Genomic DNA, 17,863 nt, shown 5'->3' on the forward strand with positions numbered 1-17,863 from the left:
TTTTACTAAGCAAAGCTTGGTGTATTGCCATTTATGGGGGAATAAAAGAAGGGATTTTACGAGGGTTAACTGTCCGCTAGTCACTTAATTTTCATTCCATTAGAGAGCTAATGTAGCGTGAGTTGATTTGGGTTTCTAGTATCAATTTTAGCCATATATATAAATATTGAAGATAAAAGCTTCGTTTTCAATGTCAGATTGCGGTCATACCTCTCTTATCGTGACCTACGATATGAGACGTTTGAAAAATGACATTCCGTCGAGGTAGGCGGCAGTTTCGAGGAGGAATGTCATTTTCAAATGGCGCCAGTAATGTGAGAGGTTCGTGTTTGTCGAACTAAAGTTCGACCTACTTGAGGATATGTTTGCTATTTCTTTTTAAGCAATGGAAGGCGTTCCGATGGCTCCCATTCGACTTTGCCTTGCCAGTCTGGATGCGCCCAAAGGTCGCCGATTGCGACGAGTTCGTTGTGTTGATAAATATAAGGTAGGTGTTCTCGCCACCAGCTGGGAATTCCTTGGTCATTTAGCCATTTTTTTAGGGAACGTGTTTTGCCATTTGGAAGAATGAGGTTCACGCCATGAGGGCGAGTTCTGAGTTCACAGTCTGTGGTGCCATGAACGGTGGCAAGATCAAACGCTCGAACGAGTTTTTGCCCTTCTTGTAATTTTCCCAATACGACGGTTTGATCCAAAGGCAAAAGATACAAGCGGTTCTGATGGCGCAGTAATCTATGTTTTGCTAGCTGCATTTCAGGCTGTTTATCTTCTGCACTGAAGAAGGTCGCATCTAGGTTTTTCAATTGAGCGTGAGGCACAGAGATATCGGATCGCGCTAGAAACTCTCGCAACCAAAATTGCCTTTCTTCGGTCGGTAAGTCTGCAATGTCATGTAAGGCAAGGCCGCCAAACTCATTGCACCATAAAGCTAATTGACGCTGAGCAAATCGGCTCAAGATGGCATAATCCGTTTCTACTCGCTTGGCCGTAGAGACAATATTGGATTCCATATTGGGAAAACGTTGCTGAGCCTTTGGCACCAAGCTGTGTCTGATAAAATTACGGGAGAAGCTCTCATCCACATTGGATTCATCAACAATCCACTGTAATTCATGATGTTTGGCATAATGTTCTATATCAACTTTTGAAAGTGATAAAAATGGACGAAGTAAACGCGCTTCTTGCTGACCAATAGAGCGTTGCTCAGGAATGCCAGATAATCCTTTTCCACCTGTACCACGCAATAAACGAAACAAGACGGTTTCCACTTGATCGCCCGCATGATGGGCTAGAAGCAACACATCATTGGCTGACATGACACTTTCAAAGACTTGATAACGAGCATTACGGGCGGCGTCTTCTAGTGAGGCTTGCGTTTCCAGCTGGACTCGCTGGGCAACAAAACGTACCTCTAACTGCTGGCAAACCGTTTCACAATGAGCCAACCAGTCGTCCGCATTATCACTCAATCCGTGATGAACATGGACAGCCACCAATTTCTTTCTTTGTGAACAAGAAAGCTGCGCTACAACAGCATGCAATAAGACATGAGAATCCACACCACCACTAAAGCCAACCCAAACCGTTTCTGCTGCAGAAAAGACGCAGTCCAACCACGCTTGATTGAAACAAAGCGGAGACGAAGAATGAATCGGGTTAGGTAGCATCTGTTTCATCATAACTCTTCAAAAAAGCGATCATGTGTTCTCAAAAACAAAAAAGCCCCCTGAAATAGGAGGCTTTTCTAACTCATAAGAAATTACAAGCCGTAAGACATCAAACGGTTATAACGACGAGCCATCAACTCTTCTGTCGTTAATGCTTCCATTCGATCTAATGCTGCTAAAATATTTTCTTTCAAGCTGTGTGCAATCTGCTCATGAGCAATGTGTGCACCACCTAATGGCTCAGGAACAATCGTGTCCACAAGACCTAATTCTTGAAGGCGCTGTGCTGTGATGCCCATCGCTTTAGCCGCGTCAGACGCTCGATCAGCACTCTTCCAAAGGATAGAAGCACAACCTTCAGGAGAAATAACAGAGTAAGTGCCGTATTGAAGCATCATCAGCTCATCACAAACACCAATTGCCAATGCACCACCAGAACCACCTTCACCAATAACAGTGGAGATAATTGGCGTTTTCAAGCGAGACATAACCGCTAGGTTGTAAGCAATGGCTTCACTTTGACCACGCTCTTCTGCACCAATACCTGGATACGCCCCAGGTGTGTCGATTAAAGTCACAATCGGCAAACCAAAACGCTCTGCAGTTTCCATTAAGCGTAATGCCTTACGGTAACCTTCTGGACGAGGCATACCAAAGTTACGCAAAACTTTTTCTTTTACTTCACGACCTTTCTGGTGACCAATAACCATCACAGAACGACCATCTAAACGAGCGATACCACCAACAATTGCGCGGTCATCGGCATAATGGCGATCGCCATGCATTTCTTCAAAATCTGTGAATGCGTGCTTGATGTAGTCCAAAGTGTAAGGACGTTTTGGATGACGTGCTAACTGAGAAACTTCCCACGCCCCTAGATTGCTAAACAAGCTTTTTGTTAATGCTATCTTTTTATCTTCAAGACGACTGATTTCATCGCTGATATTAAGTTCGTTGTCGTTACCGACTAGACGCAACTCTTCAATTTTTTGTTCAAGTTCAGCAATAGGTTGTTCAAAAGGGAGATAATTTAAATTCATGTTTAATTACACTGTTGTTTGGTTGCCATCAAATTCAAAACAAAAGGCTTATTGCCACTCGTTCATTGTGTTAATAATTAAATGCGACTAAGTATACACTAACTGAACGTTTTGTTTACCGTATTGTTTCTGAAGTTGGTGAATTAATTCGTCATCTGGACGAACTTTCCACTCATTTCCTAAACGAATATCGCCACAAGCCTGCGGCGTATCAAACCCTATCACTACGTCACAACCATCCCCACGGAATGATGACATGTAGTTTGCGAGTGTTTGTATCTCTGTTGGTGTTACCGTCTCAGAAGTCCAAGTAATTCGCAATGCCTCAACATAACGGATTCTGGCTTGAGCAATATCAAGAACATTTCGGGCGATAACCTTTTGTCCACCTCGAAACTCATCAACGGAAATTTCGCCTTCCACCACAACCACTTCATCTTTAACAATAACGTCTTTAAAGGTGTCGTAATTATCAGGAAAAACGGTCACTTCAATTCGAGCAGAGCGATCATCTAATGTAACGAAGGCGATGTTACCACCTTTTTTACTTTTGGTAATACGTAAGTCAACAATCAACCCAGCCATGATTTGCGTATCGCCACGCTTCGGCTGTAAGTCGACAATTTTAGAGCGCACAAAACGACGAATTTCTTTTTCGTATTCGTCAATTGGGTGGCCTGTTACATACAAGCCTAACGTGTCTTTTTCACCGTCTAAGCGTTGTCGTGGAGGCCATTCATGCTGAATACCAATGTCTCGGTAAGCATCTTCAGTGCTTTCTTCAACCGCCACGCCGAATAAATCCATCATGCCGGCGTCTTGGTTTTTGGCATCTTGAACAGCACGTTTTAATGCTTCATCAATGCTCGCAAATAAGGTTGCTCGGTTTGGACCAATGGTGTCAAAAGCCCCCGAACGAACAAGCGCTTCCATGACACGTTTATTAATTTTTCGCCCAACACGTTGGCAGAAATCGAAAATATGTTCAAAAGGTCCTTCTTTACGAGCTTCAACAATAGCTTCAATCGGCCCTTCACCAACGCCTTTTATTGCGCCTAAACCGTAAACAATCGCACCTTGCGGATTAACGGTAAACTTGTACACGGATTCATTAACATTTGGCAGCTCTAATACCAATTTCATTGAACGACATTCTTCAATGAAGATAACGATTTTATCTGTATTCTGCATATCCGCCGATAATACCGCGGCCATGAAAGGAGCAGGATAATGATTCTTTAGCCAAGCTGTTTGATAAGAAACCAAGGCGTAAGCGGCTGAGTGAGATTTGTTAAAACCATAGCCCGCGAACTTCTCCATCAGGTCAAATATGTTGCCGGACAGATCTTTGTCTATGTTGTTTTTAAGCGCCCCTTCCATAAAGATTTGACGCTGTTCCGCCATAACTTCAGGCTTTTTCTTACCCATGGCTCGACGTAGTAAATCGGCGCCACCTAGGGAAAACTTCGCCAAGACCTGAGCAATCTGCATTACCTGTTCTTGATACAGGATAATCCCGTAGGTCGGTTCCAAAACTGGAATCAGGTCATCGTGTTGATAATCTGGATGCGGGAAAGCCAACTCTGCTCTACCGTGCTTACGGTTGATAAAGTCGTCCACCATGCCGGAACCCAAAGGCCCCGGACGATACAAGGCCACCAAGGCGATAATATCTTCAAATCGAGATGGCAAAAGCTTCTTGATCAGTTCTTTCATACCACGGGATTCCAGCTGGAATACCGCGGTTGTCTCTGCTCGCTTCAAAAGGTCGTAGGTGGATTTATCTTCTAGATCAATCAAAGCGATGTCTAGCGGAGGTTTACCTTCTAATGCGTTGATGGTGTCAATGTTCTTAACAGCCCAATCAACGACTGTGAGCGTTTTCAAACCCAAGAAGTCAAACTTAACCAATCCCGCTTCTTCCACGTCATTTTTATCGTATTGCGTCACCAGCCCTGAGCCGTCTTCTTCACAATACAAAGGCGCGAAATCAATGAGCTTGGTTGGAGCAATAACCACACCACCAGCGTGCTTACCAAAGTTACGCACCACACCTTCTAAAGACATGGCCATTTCCATAACTTCTGCCGCGTCTTCATCGCCAGAAATAAATTCTGGCAATGCTGGCTCTTCTTCCAATGCTTTTTTCAGCGTCATGCCTATTTCAAAAGGAATCAGCTTAGACAATTTATCGCCAAGGCTATAAGGCTTACCTTGCACACGGGCAACGTCTCGCACCACGGCTTTCGCCGCCATGGCACCAAAGGTAATAATCTGTGAAACCGCATCTCGACCATACGTTCGAGACACATAATCGATCACTCGGTCTCGGTTATCCATGCAGAAGTCGATATCGAAATCCGGCATCGAAACACGTTCAGGGTTCAGGAATCGTTCAAATAGAAGATCGTATTCCAAAGGATCCAAATCCGTGATCTTAAGCGCATAAGCCACCAATGAACCTGCACCCGAACCTCGACCCGGCCCAACGGGAATGCCGTTGTCTTTCGACCATTTAATGAAGTCCATTACGATCAAGAAATAACCTGGGAATCCCATTTGGTTAATAATGGTTAATTCAAAATCCAAACGATCCCAATACTCTTGGCGGCGCTTTTCTATTCTCTCACCGTATTTTTTGGTCAGAAAATCAAAGCGTTCTTGGAGTCCATCGTAAGAAAGTTTGCTAAAGAACTCTTCCATTGTCATACCCTCAGGAACGGGGTAATCAGGCAAGAAATACTCTCCAAGCAAAACATCGACACTACAGCGTTTGGCGATCTCTACTGTATTTTCAATGGCTTCTGGAATATCTTCAAACAGCGCAGCCATTTCTTCCGGCGTTTTAAAATGTTGTTCTTCTGAATAACGGCGTTTACGGCGTGGATCATCCAATGTCACACCATCGTGAATACACACTCGTGCTTCATGGGCTTCAAAGTTTTCGCGCTTTAGAAATCTCACATCATTGGTTGCAACAACAGGGCAATCTAATTCGGCTGCCAAGGGTATTACATCATGAATATAGTTTTCTTCGCCGGCACGGCTCGTTCGCTGTAACTCAATATAAAAGCGATCTGGAAAGACAGACATCCAATGCGCCAAACGTTGCTTGGCTTGCTCTTGGCCACCTTTTTTTAGCAAGATTCCTATATCACCGAAACCAGCACCGGACAGCGCGATCACATCCTCACTGCAACCTTCAATCCATTCACGGCGAACAATTGGACGCCCTTCTGATTGACCTAATTGATAGCCTTTAGAAATGACATCTATGATGTTTTTGTAGCCTTTATTTGACATCGCCAACAAGGTAAGACGATAGCGGCTGTCTGTTTCCTCGTCTTCTTCCACGACGACATCTGCACCGCAAATAGGCTTAATCCCTTTATCCATTGCCCCTTTATAAAAGCGGACAAAACCACAAAGGTTATTTTCATCGGTAATTGCAACCGCAGGCATGGACATCGCTTCTGTCGTGCCTAACAAGCCTTTGATTTTGACCAAGCCATCAACCAAGGAAAACTCAGTATGAACTCGTAAATGTACAAACGATGCAGACAAAATATTATCCTTCAAGAATCTTTTTTACTGGGCCAAAACTGCGTCTATGAATCGGTGTAATACCATGCAAACGGATTGCTTCTAAATGCAAAGCCGTTGGATAACCTTTGTGTTTTTCAAAACCGTATTCTGGGTAGGTCTTCGCTAGTTCGACAATTGACCTGTCACGGGTCACTTTGGCTAAGATCGACGCAGCAGAAATAGCCGCTTGTCGAGCGTCTCCTTTCACAACCGCTTCAGCAGTACAAGGTAGATTAGGAGGAAGACGGTTTCCATCCACCAGCACATGTTCAGGAGGCACAGACAACAAAGCGACAGAACGAGACATAGCTAACATACTTGCGTGAAGAATATTTAACTCGTCTATCTCTTCAATACTGGCACTGGCGATGGCATAGGCTAGGGCTTTTTCTTGAATCTCATCAAATAAAGCTTCGCGCTTTTTTTCACTTAACTTTTTGGAATCCGCCAAACCAGCAATAGGGTTATTTGGGTCTAAAATCACAGCGGCAGCAACAACTTCACCCGCGAGTGGTCCTCGCCCAGCTTCATCTGTGCCAGCGACCAAGTCACCAAAGTACATTTGACTCACAAAAGGCTCTATCATCTGTTCTTTTCATCCAACATAGCAATAATGGCTTTCGCGCCAGTCTCGCCTGCATTTTTGCGGAGCATTTGATGCAAAGCTAAATATTTAGCCTGTATCGCTTCATCTGTTTTAAACGTTTTCCATGTTTCCAACAAGGATGCAGCTAGATTCTCTGGCGAAGCATTTTCTTGAAGCAACTCTGGAACCAAAGCTTCATTAGCCAATAAATTTGGCAGAGAAACATAAGGCACCTTAATCATTCTAGACAAAATAAAATAGGTCAGTTTATTTACTCTATAAGACACCACCATTGGGCGCTTCACTAACATAGCTTCCAAGGCTGCGGTTCCTGACGCCAATAAAATGGCATCCGATGCGGCCATGACAGTGCGAGATTGACCGTCAATCAGAATCGCATCCGTATTTGCTTGTTGAAGAATCGCGGTAATCTGCTGACGCCGTTCTGCATTGGCGGCAGGAATAAGAAATACCGCATCCGGCTGTTTTTCTTTTATTTGTTTGATCGTATCAATAAACAAAGGCGCCAAACGAGACACTTCACCTTCTCTAGAACCTGGCAAGACGGCAAAAACAGGAGCCTCTCCCACATCAATACCAAGCGTTTTTCTAGCGATATCCGCATCACTGACTAAAGGTATCTCATCGGCTAAAGTATGTCCGACACAAGTCACAGGAATATCATGTTGATGATAAATTGGCAGCTCAAACGGGAATAAAGCCAACATTAAATCAACTGACTTTTTAATACCAAAAATACGCTTCTGACGCCAAGCCCAAACAGATGGACTGACATAATGCACTGTTGGAATACCTTGTAATTTAAGCTTTTTCGCCAGTGGCAAATTAAAATCTGGAGAGTCTATTCCAATGAAGGCTGTCGGAGGATTTTTAATACAACGGTTATATAAATCTTTACGGATACCTAAAAGCTCTCGTAAACGACCAAGAACCTCAACCAATCCCATAACAGATAAACGATCCATAGGCACTATGCTATTTAATCCCTGAGCTTGCATTAAAGGACCGCCAATGCCTTCAAAAGTCGCGTCAGGTTGCAATGCTTTTAGATGGGCAATGAGGTTAGCACCTAATATATCGCCTGACGCTTCACCAGCAACTAAAACATAGCGAGTTGTCGAAGATGTCATTTGTATAACCTCTAATAATAAAAAACCCCGAAACAGTCCGGGGTTTTCTTTGAGAAAATCACCTGTTACCTAACTATTCCACGCTTAGATTGGCGAATAGAGGAAATGAAACTCATCACTTCAGGTATTTGAGAGAACTCACCCTGCTCAAGGCTTTCTAATGCTATTTCTAGTGTTAGACCTTTTAGATAAACCGTTTTGTAAGCCATCTTTAAAGCTCGAATAACTTCTTTTGGAACACCTCGGCGGCGCATACCTTCAAAGTTCATTCCATGTGCTTTTGCAGGATCACCGGAAACCATAACGTAACAAGGAATATCCTTCACTACCATGGAACCCATACCACACATACTGTAGGAGTTCACCTGACAAAACTGATGAACGCCAGTGTAACCACCTAAAATAGTGTTATCGCCTACATGAACATGACCAGCTAAAGCGGCAAAGTTGGCCATAATATTGTTGTTACCAACAATACAATCATGACCAACATGAGTGCTCGCCATAAACAAGTTATTATCACCAATTTGAGTCAGGCTGTTGTCTTGAATCGTACCTCGGTGAAGAGTGGCATTCTCACGAATGACATTTCCATCGCCAATAATTAATTGCGTTGGCTCACCTTTGTACTTTTTATCCTGATTCGCTTCACCAACAGAAGCGAATTGATAAATCTCATTATTACATCCAATTGTAGTATGGCCATTTATAACAACATGCGATTTAACGACTGTGCCAGCACCGATTTTAACGTCTGGACCGATCACGCAGAATGGACCGATCTCTACACTAGAATCAATCTCTGCTTTCGAATCAATTAAACTCGTTGGATGTATTGCCACTATACCCTACCTGTCTGCACACATAATCGTCGATGAACATACAAGCTCACCTTCAACCGTCGCTTTACACTCAAACTTCCAAATACCACGTTTTTCAGTCAGAATTTTTGCTTCAAGCTGAACACGGTCACCTGGCACAACTGGACGCTTAAAACGTGTTTTATCCGATCCTACAAAGTAATACATAGAACCATCTTCTGGCTTTTTATCCATAGTTTTAAAACCAAGGATTCCAGCCGCTTGCGCCATTGCTTCAATGATCAATACGCCTGGCATGACTGGGTCGTCTGGAAAATGTCCATTAAAAAATGGCTCATTTACCGTTACATTCTTATAAGCAACAATGGACTCATTTAAATTTAATTCAACGACACGATCTACCAATAAAAACGGATACCTGTGAGGTAAGTATTGGCGGATTTCTTTCACGTCCATCATTTATTTATCAACCTTTTCTAAAAGCTTATTAACTTGTTGTTTCAATTGTAAAAACTGCTTTGCCATTTCATCAATTCGTCTGACTCTGGCTACTGTTCTACGCCATTTAGCTGTTGGCTCCATCCCCATACCGGATGAATATGATCCTTCATCATCAATAGAATTACTTATCATACTCATACCAGTAATGTGTACGCGATCCACAATCGTTAAATGACCTGCGATACAAACACCACCAGAGATAGTACAAGAGGAACCAATTTTTGTGCTGCCAGCAATCGCTGTGCTTGCCGCAATCGCCGTATTATCACCAATTACGACGTTATGAGCAATTTGAACTTGATTATCTATTTTGACGCCGTGGCCAATTTGAGTATTTTCAATTGCACCACGGTCAATGGTTGTACTTGCGCCCACTTCTACATTGTTACCAATATTCACTGCGCCCAACTGATCAATCTTTTCCCAACCGGTTTGAGTAGGAGCAAAACCAAAGCCATCCGCACCAATAATTGATCCACTATGAAAAATGCAAGATTCCCCAATAACGACATCATGGTAAAGAGTAACATTAGGGTACAAACGAGTACCTTTGCCTATTTTGGCTCCTCTACTGACAACACAGCCAGCACCAATAATACAGTCATCAGCAATCACTACATCATCATCGATTGATGCATTTGGACCAATGACAACATTTTTACCGATTTTCGCATTGGCTGAGACAACCGCACTATTATGAACACCAGACCAACCTTGGATAATTGGTGCGAATAAGTGAGAAAGCTGAGCAAACGCTAAATAAGGGTTAGAAACAACTATTGCGTTTTCTACTAACTGGGCAAGCTCTTCACTTTTCACAAGAACAGCACCAGCAGAAGTTGAAGCTAATTGGCTTTGATACTTAGGGTTCGCTAAAAAACTTAACTCTTTATGAGTCGCATTTTCTAATGTTCCCAATTTATCAATAACAAGGTTAGCGTCTCCTTTAACAACACCTTGAACCTTATTAGCCAGCTGCTCTAGCGTATACCCCATAGATTAATTGTCCCTATTTATACGTTCTACTAATTCGTTTGTAATGTCAGCGTCTTGGTCTGCATACAAACTTAATTGTCTATTCAATACTAAGTTGAGACCACGCTCTTCTATCAAAGATTTTAGTGCCGCTTCAGCTTTTGGCGTTAAAGATTGAACCAATTGCTGTTCTAATTCTTTTGCCTGACGCTGCATGTTTGCGGCCATAGCGCGCAGTTTATTTTGTTGCTCTGCAAGAGCTTGTCTACGTTTATCAAACTCTTCTTTCGAAAGCGTTAGTTCATCACGTTTTAGCTCTTGAGCAGATGTTTCAAGTGCTGATTGCTCTTGCTTCAAACGCGCGTCCATCTCTGCAACTTTCTGCTTTGGCTCTTCAGCCGCTTTTTGCCCCATATTACTTTGTAATACAGCGGCTCTAAAGTCGACCACAGCCACTTCAGTGGCATATAGGTTAGCGGCAAAAAGCACACTAACTAAAATACTTATTACATGTTTCATGTTTATCTTCCTAAATTATAGATTAAAAAGTTGTACCTAAACGGAACTGAAAGAAGTCTGTGTCATCATCACTATCAGCATTTAATGCCCTAGCAATATTGAATGACAACGGCGCAATAGGCGTTATCCATGTCCAACTTAAACCGATGCTGTAGCGGAATTCATCAGCTGAAATACCAGCAGTACAGTTCTCACTCACGGAATAACAAGAATCCGTAAAGACATTACCGCCATCTAAGAAAAGAGCTGTACGAACAGATTTATGGTCTTCAACCATAGGCAGTGGGAAAATAATTTCCGCGGTACCTACCATCAAAATATTCCCACCCATAGCGTCGCTATCATTATCAGAGTCGTCATCATAAGTATTCTGAGGACCTAATGAAGAAGAACTATAGCCACGAACAGAGCCAATACCACCCGCATAATAATTCTCATAAAATGGCAAATATTCGCTGTCCCCATAACCATTACCATAGCCAAAGCGTCCTTTAACATGGAACAACCAAAGGTTGGAATTATCGATATTCCAATATTTCTCAGAAGTCACACCAACTTTATAGTATTGCTGATCACTTCCTGGTGTCGCCACTCGCAAGCTAACACTGGTTGCGTAACCGTTTGTTGGCAAAATACCACCGATAAGGTCACTGTCTGAGTACACAGCAGATGCAATAAAGTCATTAAACTCGTTGCCATAAGTATCAACAAAATATTCAGATTCCAGTGACGGATCATCACTTAGATCAATACTGGTATTTTGGACTGCTGCACTAAATGTCACACTTTCAGTATCAGATATAGGGTAACCATAGCTAAGCTCTAACCCAGCCTTATCTAATTGATAGTCTTCAATATCATCAGAATCATAATCACTGGATTGATAATAAAGCTTTGCGCCTCGGCTCACGCCATCGACAGTAAAGTAAGGATTATTGTAAGTAATCGAATACAAGGAGTAATCACTTGAACGTGAAGCATTAAATGCTAAGCGGTTACCGGTTCCCAAGAAATTTGATTTAGAAATACCAAAACCAAAGATGAAACCATCATCATCCGAGAAACCAATACTGGCATTAATACTTCCCGATGGTTGCTCTTGCACAACCACTTCAATATCAACTAAATCAGTGGTACCTGGAACTGGACGCGTTCTTAAATTAACACTACCAAAGAAACCTAAACGCTCAATACGGCGCTTGGAAGACTGTATTTTTGAGTGAACAGCCAACGCCCCCTCAAACTGCGTCATTTCCCTACGCAATACTTCATCTTGTGTTTCGCTGTTACCGCTAAAGGTAATGCGACGCACGTAGACTTTCGGGCCAGGCGTAATTTGATAACTGAGGTTAACGGTATGATCATCACGTTTATCAGGAATAACGTTTACATTCGTAAAGAGGTAACCATTATTGCCAAGTTCTGTAGAAATATCTTCAATGATCTTGGTCACTTCACTACGGGAAAACGCATCCCCTTTTTTATGGGAAATGTGCTTCCATACATTGTCTTCTGAAATAGGTAGACTACCGCTTAAAGACAGCTCGTTGACGAAATAAGGTTCGCCTTCATCGACGTTAATCACAATGTATACGTCGCGTTTATCCGCGGACAAACTTACCTGACTAGAAACCACATCAAAATCTAAATAACCTTTATCTAAGTAAAAACTTTTTAAGGTATTTATGTCGCCTTCGATTTTAGCTTTCGCGTATTCATCGGCAGAGCTGAAGGGGTTCCAATAACCGGTTTCTCTTGCTTCAAAATCTTTCGTCAACTCTTCATCATCAAAGGCTTTGTTGCCAACAATATTGATGTGAACAATCTTAGCGGTCTCACCTTCATCAATATTGATCAAGATTCCGGTACGATTACGAGGCATTTCTTCAACGGATATATCCACTTTGGCACTGTAACGGCCAAGGGCATAATATTGACGCTGCAATTCTTGCGCGATTTGATTTAGTGTTTCGGGCTTATAGATTTCACCAATTTCAAGACCTGATAACTTAAGCCCTCGCTCTAGGTCTTCAGTATTAATCAGATCATTTCCCTCTATGGTTAGATTACCAATAGAAGGACGTTCAACGACATCAAAAACTAATATGTCATTTTCTTCATAAACATTAATGTCACTAAAATAGCCTGTATTAAAAAGAGAACTGATCGCCTGATACACTTTATCAGAGTCGTAAGACTTCTCTTCGTCAAACCCAATTACATCAAATGCTCTAGCGGATGGCATTTGTACTAAACCATCGATACGAACATCCTCGACGGTTTTTGCAACACTCTGCACGCTTATTAAAGCCAAAAATACTGCTGAAACGACTTTCACATATACCTCTCTACAAGCGGGCAATATCATTAAAAATGGCAATTGCCATCATAGAAAATAAAAGAGAAGCGCCGACACGATATGCCACATTCTGGATCTTTTCAGAAACAGGTTTACGACGGATCGCTTCAATACCAAAAAACAACAAATGCCCACCATCTAACATTGGAATGGGCAATAAATTAAGCACCCCTAAACTAACACTGAGGTAAGCCATAAATTTTAAAAAAGATTGCAAACCAGAATCTGCAGACGCACTCGCTACTTTTGCAATCGTTATCGGTCCGGACAAGTTATCAACCGATATCAGTCCTTGTAACATTTTCCCAACAGAGGAAACCGTCAAAGATACCATCTTAGAGGTTTGTGCAACACCATAAAAAACCGAATCCACAATTCCATAATGACGCTCCCTGATAAGACTTTCATCCCATTCAGGTGGTACAACAGCCAATCCTGCATACCCAACAAGCTCACCATTTCGTTCTGTTGACTTAGGCAAGAGCAGCAACTCTTTAGAATTACCTTCTCGTTGTACCGTTACTAGCAGTTCCTTATTTGGATTTGCTTGAACCAAAGCAACAACTTGATCCCAACTTGAAATCGAATCGCCACCTATTCCAACAATCGTATCGCCTGCTTCGAAGCCAGCGGAATAAGCCGCGCCATTTTCAACAACTTGATCAATTACAGGAAGGACTTTTGGTTGCCATGGCACAATCCCAAAAGCTCGTATCAGATTATTAGGTTCATCTCCGACTAACCACTGGTTTAGACGAACCTCCTCTTCTTGCTGAGAAAGCAAACCCTCTGCTTGGTAACGAACGATAATGGTTCTTGTTTGCCCAATCAAGCCCGCTAACGCTAAATTTACATCTTCCCAAGAATCCACCGCCTCACCAGCAATGGAAATTAATTCGTCTTCCGCTTGAATACTCGTCTGAGCTAAAGGTGTATTTGGCTCAACACTGCCTATCTTGGGTGCAACAGATTGAATCCCTAACATGGCGACAATCGCGTAAATAAACGCTGCTAAAATAAAGTTAGCAATCGGCCCAGCAGCAACGATAGCAATGCGCTGCCACACAGTTTTGTTATTAAAAGCTTGGTCTCTTAAACTTTCAGGGACATTTCCTTCACGCTCATCAAGCATTCGGACAAATCCCCCAAGCGGTATCATAGCAAGGGTATATTCTGTTCCCGTTTTACCGACATGGCGATAAATAGGCTTACCAAACCCGACCGAGAAACGCAGCACCTTCACACCACATCGACGAGCAATAAAATAGTGGCCAAATTCATGAAAGGTAATCAGAACACCTAATGAAATAACAATAGAAAGGATATTTTGAATCATGAAACACTACCGTCAGAAATATACTTTTGAGCTAAAGAACGTGCTTGAGCATCCGCTTCAAAAACATCTTCAATTGCATCAATAGCAACAACATTCGTAGAAGAAAGCACTTTTTCATTAAAACGAGCAATATCAAGAAAAGAAATTTTTCGTTTCAGAAAAGCATCGACTGCGACTTCGTTCGCTGCATTTAAAGCCGCCATTGCAGAGCCACCAGCAAACCAAGCATCTGCAGCTAATTGCAAATTAGGGAAGCGAGTTAAATCAGGAGCTTCAAAGTTTAATCGGGCCACATCAACCAAATTCAAGGGATCAACTTGCGTCTCAATTCGGTCAGGCCAAGTCATACCATAAGCAATTGGGATCTTCATATCAGGATTACCCATTTGCGCAATAACGGAACCATCTCGGTAAGACACCATAGAATGGATAATACTTTCTGGGTGAACCACTACCTCAACATCATTCGGATTGACGTCAAATAACCAACAGGCTTCGATAAGCTCAAGCCCTTTGTTCATAAGAGTTGCCGAGTCGATTGAGATCTTCTGTCCCATAGACCAATTTGGATGTTTACATGCCTGCTCAGGAGTGACAGAAGACATCTCATCCAAAGACCAAGTTCTAAAAGGTCCACCAGACGCCGTAAGAAGAATTTTAGATATGTCTTTTTTGTGGGCACCTTGGGGAGTTTGAGGCAAACTTTGGTAGATCGCATTATGCTCACTATCAATAGGCAGAAGCACGACGTTATGGCGCGTCACCTCATCCATGAACAACTTACCAGCTGTCACCAAAGACTCTTTATTTGCCAGTAAAGTTCGCTTACCTGCACGAATCCCTGCCAAAGTCGGCTTGAGGCCAGCAAATCCCATGATCGCAGCCATAACTTGATCGACGGCTGAATCAGAAGCAATACTATCCAAAGCATCACTTCCCCATTCAAATGAAGTTGGCAAATCCACACACAAAAGAGCTAACTCATCACGGGCTTTTTCTGTCCCCATAACGACTCTTTGTGGCTTAAAGCGATGACAAATTTCCGCCATTTTGGCCACACTTTCATTTGCTGATGCACTGATCAAGGAAAACTTATCAGGATGCTGAGCAATAATATCTAGTGTACTCTGACCTATTGAGCCAGTTGCACCTAGTAAACAAATACCCTGCATCAAAGCCATCCAGCCAAACTTAATAACAACACATAAATAGGCGCTGCGGCTGTCAAACTATCAACTCGATCCATGACACCGCCATGCCCAGGAATCAAACGACTTGAATCTTTCAAAGACTCGTGGCGCTTAAACAAACTTTCTGTCAAATCACCTAAAACTGAAACCGACGAAGTCAACAAAGCAATCAAAGCCAACACAAGCCACTGGGAAGCGATAAAGTCACTATAAATAGCAAAAACCATCACACCCAGCTGAGTTAAAACTAATCCGCCAATAACGCCTTCCCATGATTTACCAGGACTAACAAACTTAGCCAACTTGCGTTTTCCAAATGCACGACCAGCAAAGTAAGCGCCAGAATCTGCTCCCCAAATTAGCCCCATGAGAAGCAAAACCCACATTACAAAATCATCAGCTTGCCTTAAGACAACCAAAGCACACCAAGTAGTCAGTAAAACCAATACACCAAACAAAAGGCGGCTATTGGTATGACGCCATTGCAGTAAATCGGGATAACGTACAACCCAATACAAGGCAAGCAACCACAAAATAGGCGCTACATTTAACAGCAACGCCTGCACATCAAATGTAAAAACAACGAAGCACAAAACCCCAATTAATACAGCAAAAAGTACGCGCCCAACTTGATTTGTCACACCAGACAAACGAGCCCATTCCCAACCGGCCAATAAAACCACACCAACCATGGAGACAATAAAGCTAGATTCTTGCAATATAAAAACAGCACAAACAAACAAAACAGCCATAACAATGGCACTTAAAACCCGTGGGAGTAACATGCTTAACGACCACCATAACGACGTTGACGATTTTGATAAATATGCAATGCTTCATCAAAATGTTGTTGATCAAAATCCGGCCATAACACCGGTAAAAAGACAAACTCAGAATACGCAGTTTGCCATAATAAAAAGTTGCTGATTCGTTCTTCACCAGAGGTTCTTATTAGCAAATCTGGCTCAGGTAAATCAGCCAGTTGTATACATTCACCTAATGATGATTCATTCACTTCATCTAAAGATAATTCACCTGACAAAACTTGCTCTGCTATTTTTTTGGCGGCTTGAGCAATATCCCAGCGCCCACCATAATTTGCAGCAATAACAAGCGTCATTTGATCATTATCTTTTGTTGCTTCAACTGTTTCCGCAATTTGCTGTTGCAAACTGTCACTAAAAGCAGAAGTGTCACCCATTATTTTAAGTCGAATTTTATGCTCATTCAGGCGCTTTAGCTCCTTCTTAAGAGAGCGCATAAACAAAGTCATCAAGCCATCGACTTCTATTTTGGGGCGTTTCCAGTTTTCGCTAGAGAAGGCAAACAACGTAAGCACCTTCACTCCAGATCGAGCCACCATTTCTACAGTACGGCGAACAGCGGCAGCACCCGCAGTATGACCCGCTATGCTTGGGAGATGTTTTTTCTTCGCCCAACGATTATTACCATCCATGATTATGGCAATATGCGCAGGCACGACTACAGATTCAAAATCATCGCCAACCAATTCAGACATATTTATTCCTAGCCTATAAAAAAAGCGAGCCGAAGCCCGCATTTCTTTATTAAATTTCCATCAAATCTTTTTCTTTTGCGGCCAGACGCTCTTCAACTAGAGCTACGTACTTGTCTGTAATTTTTTGCACTTGATCTTGTCCACGACGCTCATCGTCTTCAGAAATCTCTTTTTCTTTCACAAGATCTTTCAGGCTACCGTTAGCATCACGACGAACATTACGAATAGAAATTCGGCCATTTTCAGCTTCATTCTTTGCTTGCTTGAAGTAGTTCTTACGAGTTTCTTCCGTCAAAGCAGGCATAGGAATACGAATAAGGTTGCCGTTAGTTGCAGGATTCAAACCAAGGTCCGACTTCATAATGGCTTTTTCAATCTCAGGAACCAGGTTATTTTCCCAAGGAGAAACACCCAAAGTACGAGCATCTTCAACAGTAATGTTTGCCACTTGGCTAAGTGGTGTTTCAGAGCCGTAATAATTCACTTTAACGGAATCAAGAATACTTGGGTGCGCACGACCCGTACGAATTTTTTTAAATGCAGACTCAACAGAAGAAACCGCTTTACCCATACGCTCTTCTGCATCTTTAAGAATTTCGTTAATCATAACTTCC

15 protein-coding genes are annotated in these 17,863 nt (G+C 42.4%); all 15 read right to left on the reverse strand.

Annotation, left to right across the window (positions count from 1 at the left end; all coding sequences use genetic code 11):
- Positions 1–368: 368 nt before the first annotated feature.
- Positions 369–1,679, reverse strand: coding sequence for a tRNA lysidine(34) synthetase TilS (gene tilS / locus ACMUMQ_RS01890; RefSeq protein WP_414680356.1), 1,311 nt, complete (start codon positions 1,677–1,679; stop codon positions 369–371).
- Between the two features lie 80 nt (positions 1,680–1,759).
- A complete protein-coding gene (gene accA, locus ACMUMQ_RS01895; protein WP_317003313.1) occupies positions 1,760–2,707 on the reverse strand; it encodes an acetyl-CoA carboxylase carboxyl transferase subunit alpha in 948 nt (315 codons plus the stop codon).
- Between the two features lie 87 nt (positions 2,708–2,794).
- Positions 2,795–6,271: a DNA polymerase III subunit alpha gene (gene dnaE, locus ACMUMQ_RS01900; RefSeq protein ID WP_414680357.1), complete on the reverse strand. Its 3,477-nt coding sequence runs from the start codon at positions 6,269–6,271 to the stop codon at positions 2,795–2,797.
- Positions 6,272–6,275: 4 nt separating this feature from the next.
- Positions 6,276–6,854, reverse strand: coding sequence for a ribonuclease HII (gene rnhB / locus ACMUMQ_RS01905; protein WP_414680778.1), 579 nt, complete (start codon positions 6,852–6,854; stop codon positions 6,276–6,278).
- Between the two features lie 20 nt (positions 6,855–6,874).
- The gene (lpxB, locus tag ACMUMQ_RS01910; RefSeq protein WP_414680358.1) at positions 6,875–8,029 is read right to left on the reverse strand and encodes a lipid-A-disaccharide synthase; all 1,155 of its coding nucleotides are present in this window, start codon (positions 8,027–8,029) and stop codon (positions 6,875–6,877) included.
- A gap of 65 nt (positions 8,030–8,094) precedes the next feature.
- The gene (gene lpxA, locus ACMUMQ_RS01915) at positions 8,095–8,871 is read right to left on the reverse strand and encodes an acyl-ACP--UDP-N-acetylglucosamine O-acyltransferase (RefSeq protein ID WP_414680359.1); all 777 of its coding nucleotides are present in this window, start codon (positions 8,869–8,871) and stop codon (positions 8,095–8,097) included.
- Between the two features lie 6 nt (positions 8,872–8,877).
- Positions 8,878–9,309, reverse strand: coding sequence for a 3-hydroxyacyl-ACP dehydratase FabZ (gene fabZ / locus ACMUMQ_RS01920; RefSeq protein ID WP_347982945.1), 432 nt, complete (start codon positions 9,307–9,309; stop codon positions 8,878–8,880).
- On the reverse strand, positions 9,310–10,347 hold the full coding sequence (gene lpxD, locus ACMUMQ_RS01925) for a UDP-3-O-(3-hydroxymyristoyl)glucosamine N-acyltransferase (protein ID WP_414680360.1): 1,038 nt from the start codon (positions 10,345–10,347) through the stop codon (positions 9,310–9,312). It abuts the gene before it with no gap.
- Positions 10,348–10,350: 3 nt separating this feature from the next.
- On the reverse strand, positions 10,351–10,845 hold the full coding sequence (locus tag ACMUMQ_RS01930) for an OmpH/Skp family outer membrane protein (RefSeq protein WP_414680361.1): 495 nt from the start codon (positions 10,843–10,845) through the stop codon (positions 10,351–10,353).
- Positions 10,846–10,867: 22 nt separating this feature from the next.
- On the reverse strand, positions 10,868–13,183 hold the full coding sequence (gene bamA / locus ACMUMQ_RS01935; protein WP_414680362.1) for an outer membrane protein assembly factor BamA: 2,316 nt from the start codon (positions 13,181–13,183) through the stop codon (positions 10,868–10,870).
- Between the two features lie 10 nt (positions 13,184–13,193).
- Positions 13,194–14,540, reverse strand: a complete 1,347-nt coding sequence (gene rseP / locus ACMUMQ_RS01940) for an RIP metalloprotease RseP (RefSeq protein WP_414680363.1) — start codon at positions 14,538–14,540, stop codon at positions 13,194–13,196.
- Entirely contained in the window at positions 14,537–15,712 is a 1,176-nt protein-coding gene (gene ispC / locus ACMUMQ_RS01945) for a 1-deoxy-D-xylulose-5-phosphate reductoisomerase (protein ID WP_414680779.1), read from the reverse strand. Before ispC ends, rseP begins: the two co-directional genes overlap by 4 nt.
- On the reverse strand, positions 15,712–16,515 hold the full coding sequence (locus ACMUMQ_RS01950; protein WP_414680364.1) for a phosphatidate cytidylyltransferase: 804 nt from the start codon (positions 16,513–16,515) through the stop codon (positions 15,712–15,714). The genes ispC and ACMUMQ_RS01950 overlap by 1 nt, the downstream gene beginning before the upstream one ends.
- Before the next feature lie 2 nt (positions 16,516–16,517).
- A complete protein-coding gene (gene uppS, locus ACMUMQ_RS01955; protein ID WP_414680365.1) occupies positions 16,518–17,249 on the reverse strand; it encodes an undecaprenyl pyrophosphate synthase in 732 nt (243 codons plus the stop codon).
- 49 nt (positions 17,250–17,298) lie between these two features.
- The gene (gene frr / locus ACMUMQ_RS01960; protein ID WP_414680366.1) at positions 17,299–17,856 is read right to left on the reverse strand and encodes a ribosome recycling factor; all 558 of its coding nucleotides are present in this window, start codon (positions 17,854–17,856) and stop codon (positions 17,299–17,301) included.
- Positions 17,857–17,863 lie beyond the last annotated feature (7 nt).

Origin of the sequence: Marinomonas algae, assembly GCF_047525555.1 — a bacterium.
In the GTDB taxonomy this organism is placed as follows: Bacteria; Pseudomonadota; Gammaproteobacteria; order Pseudomonadales; family Marinomonadaceae; genus Marinomonas.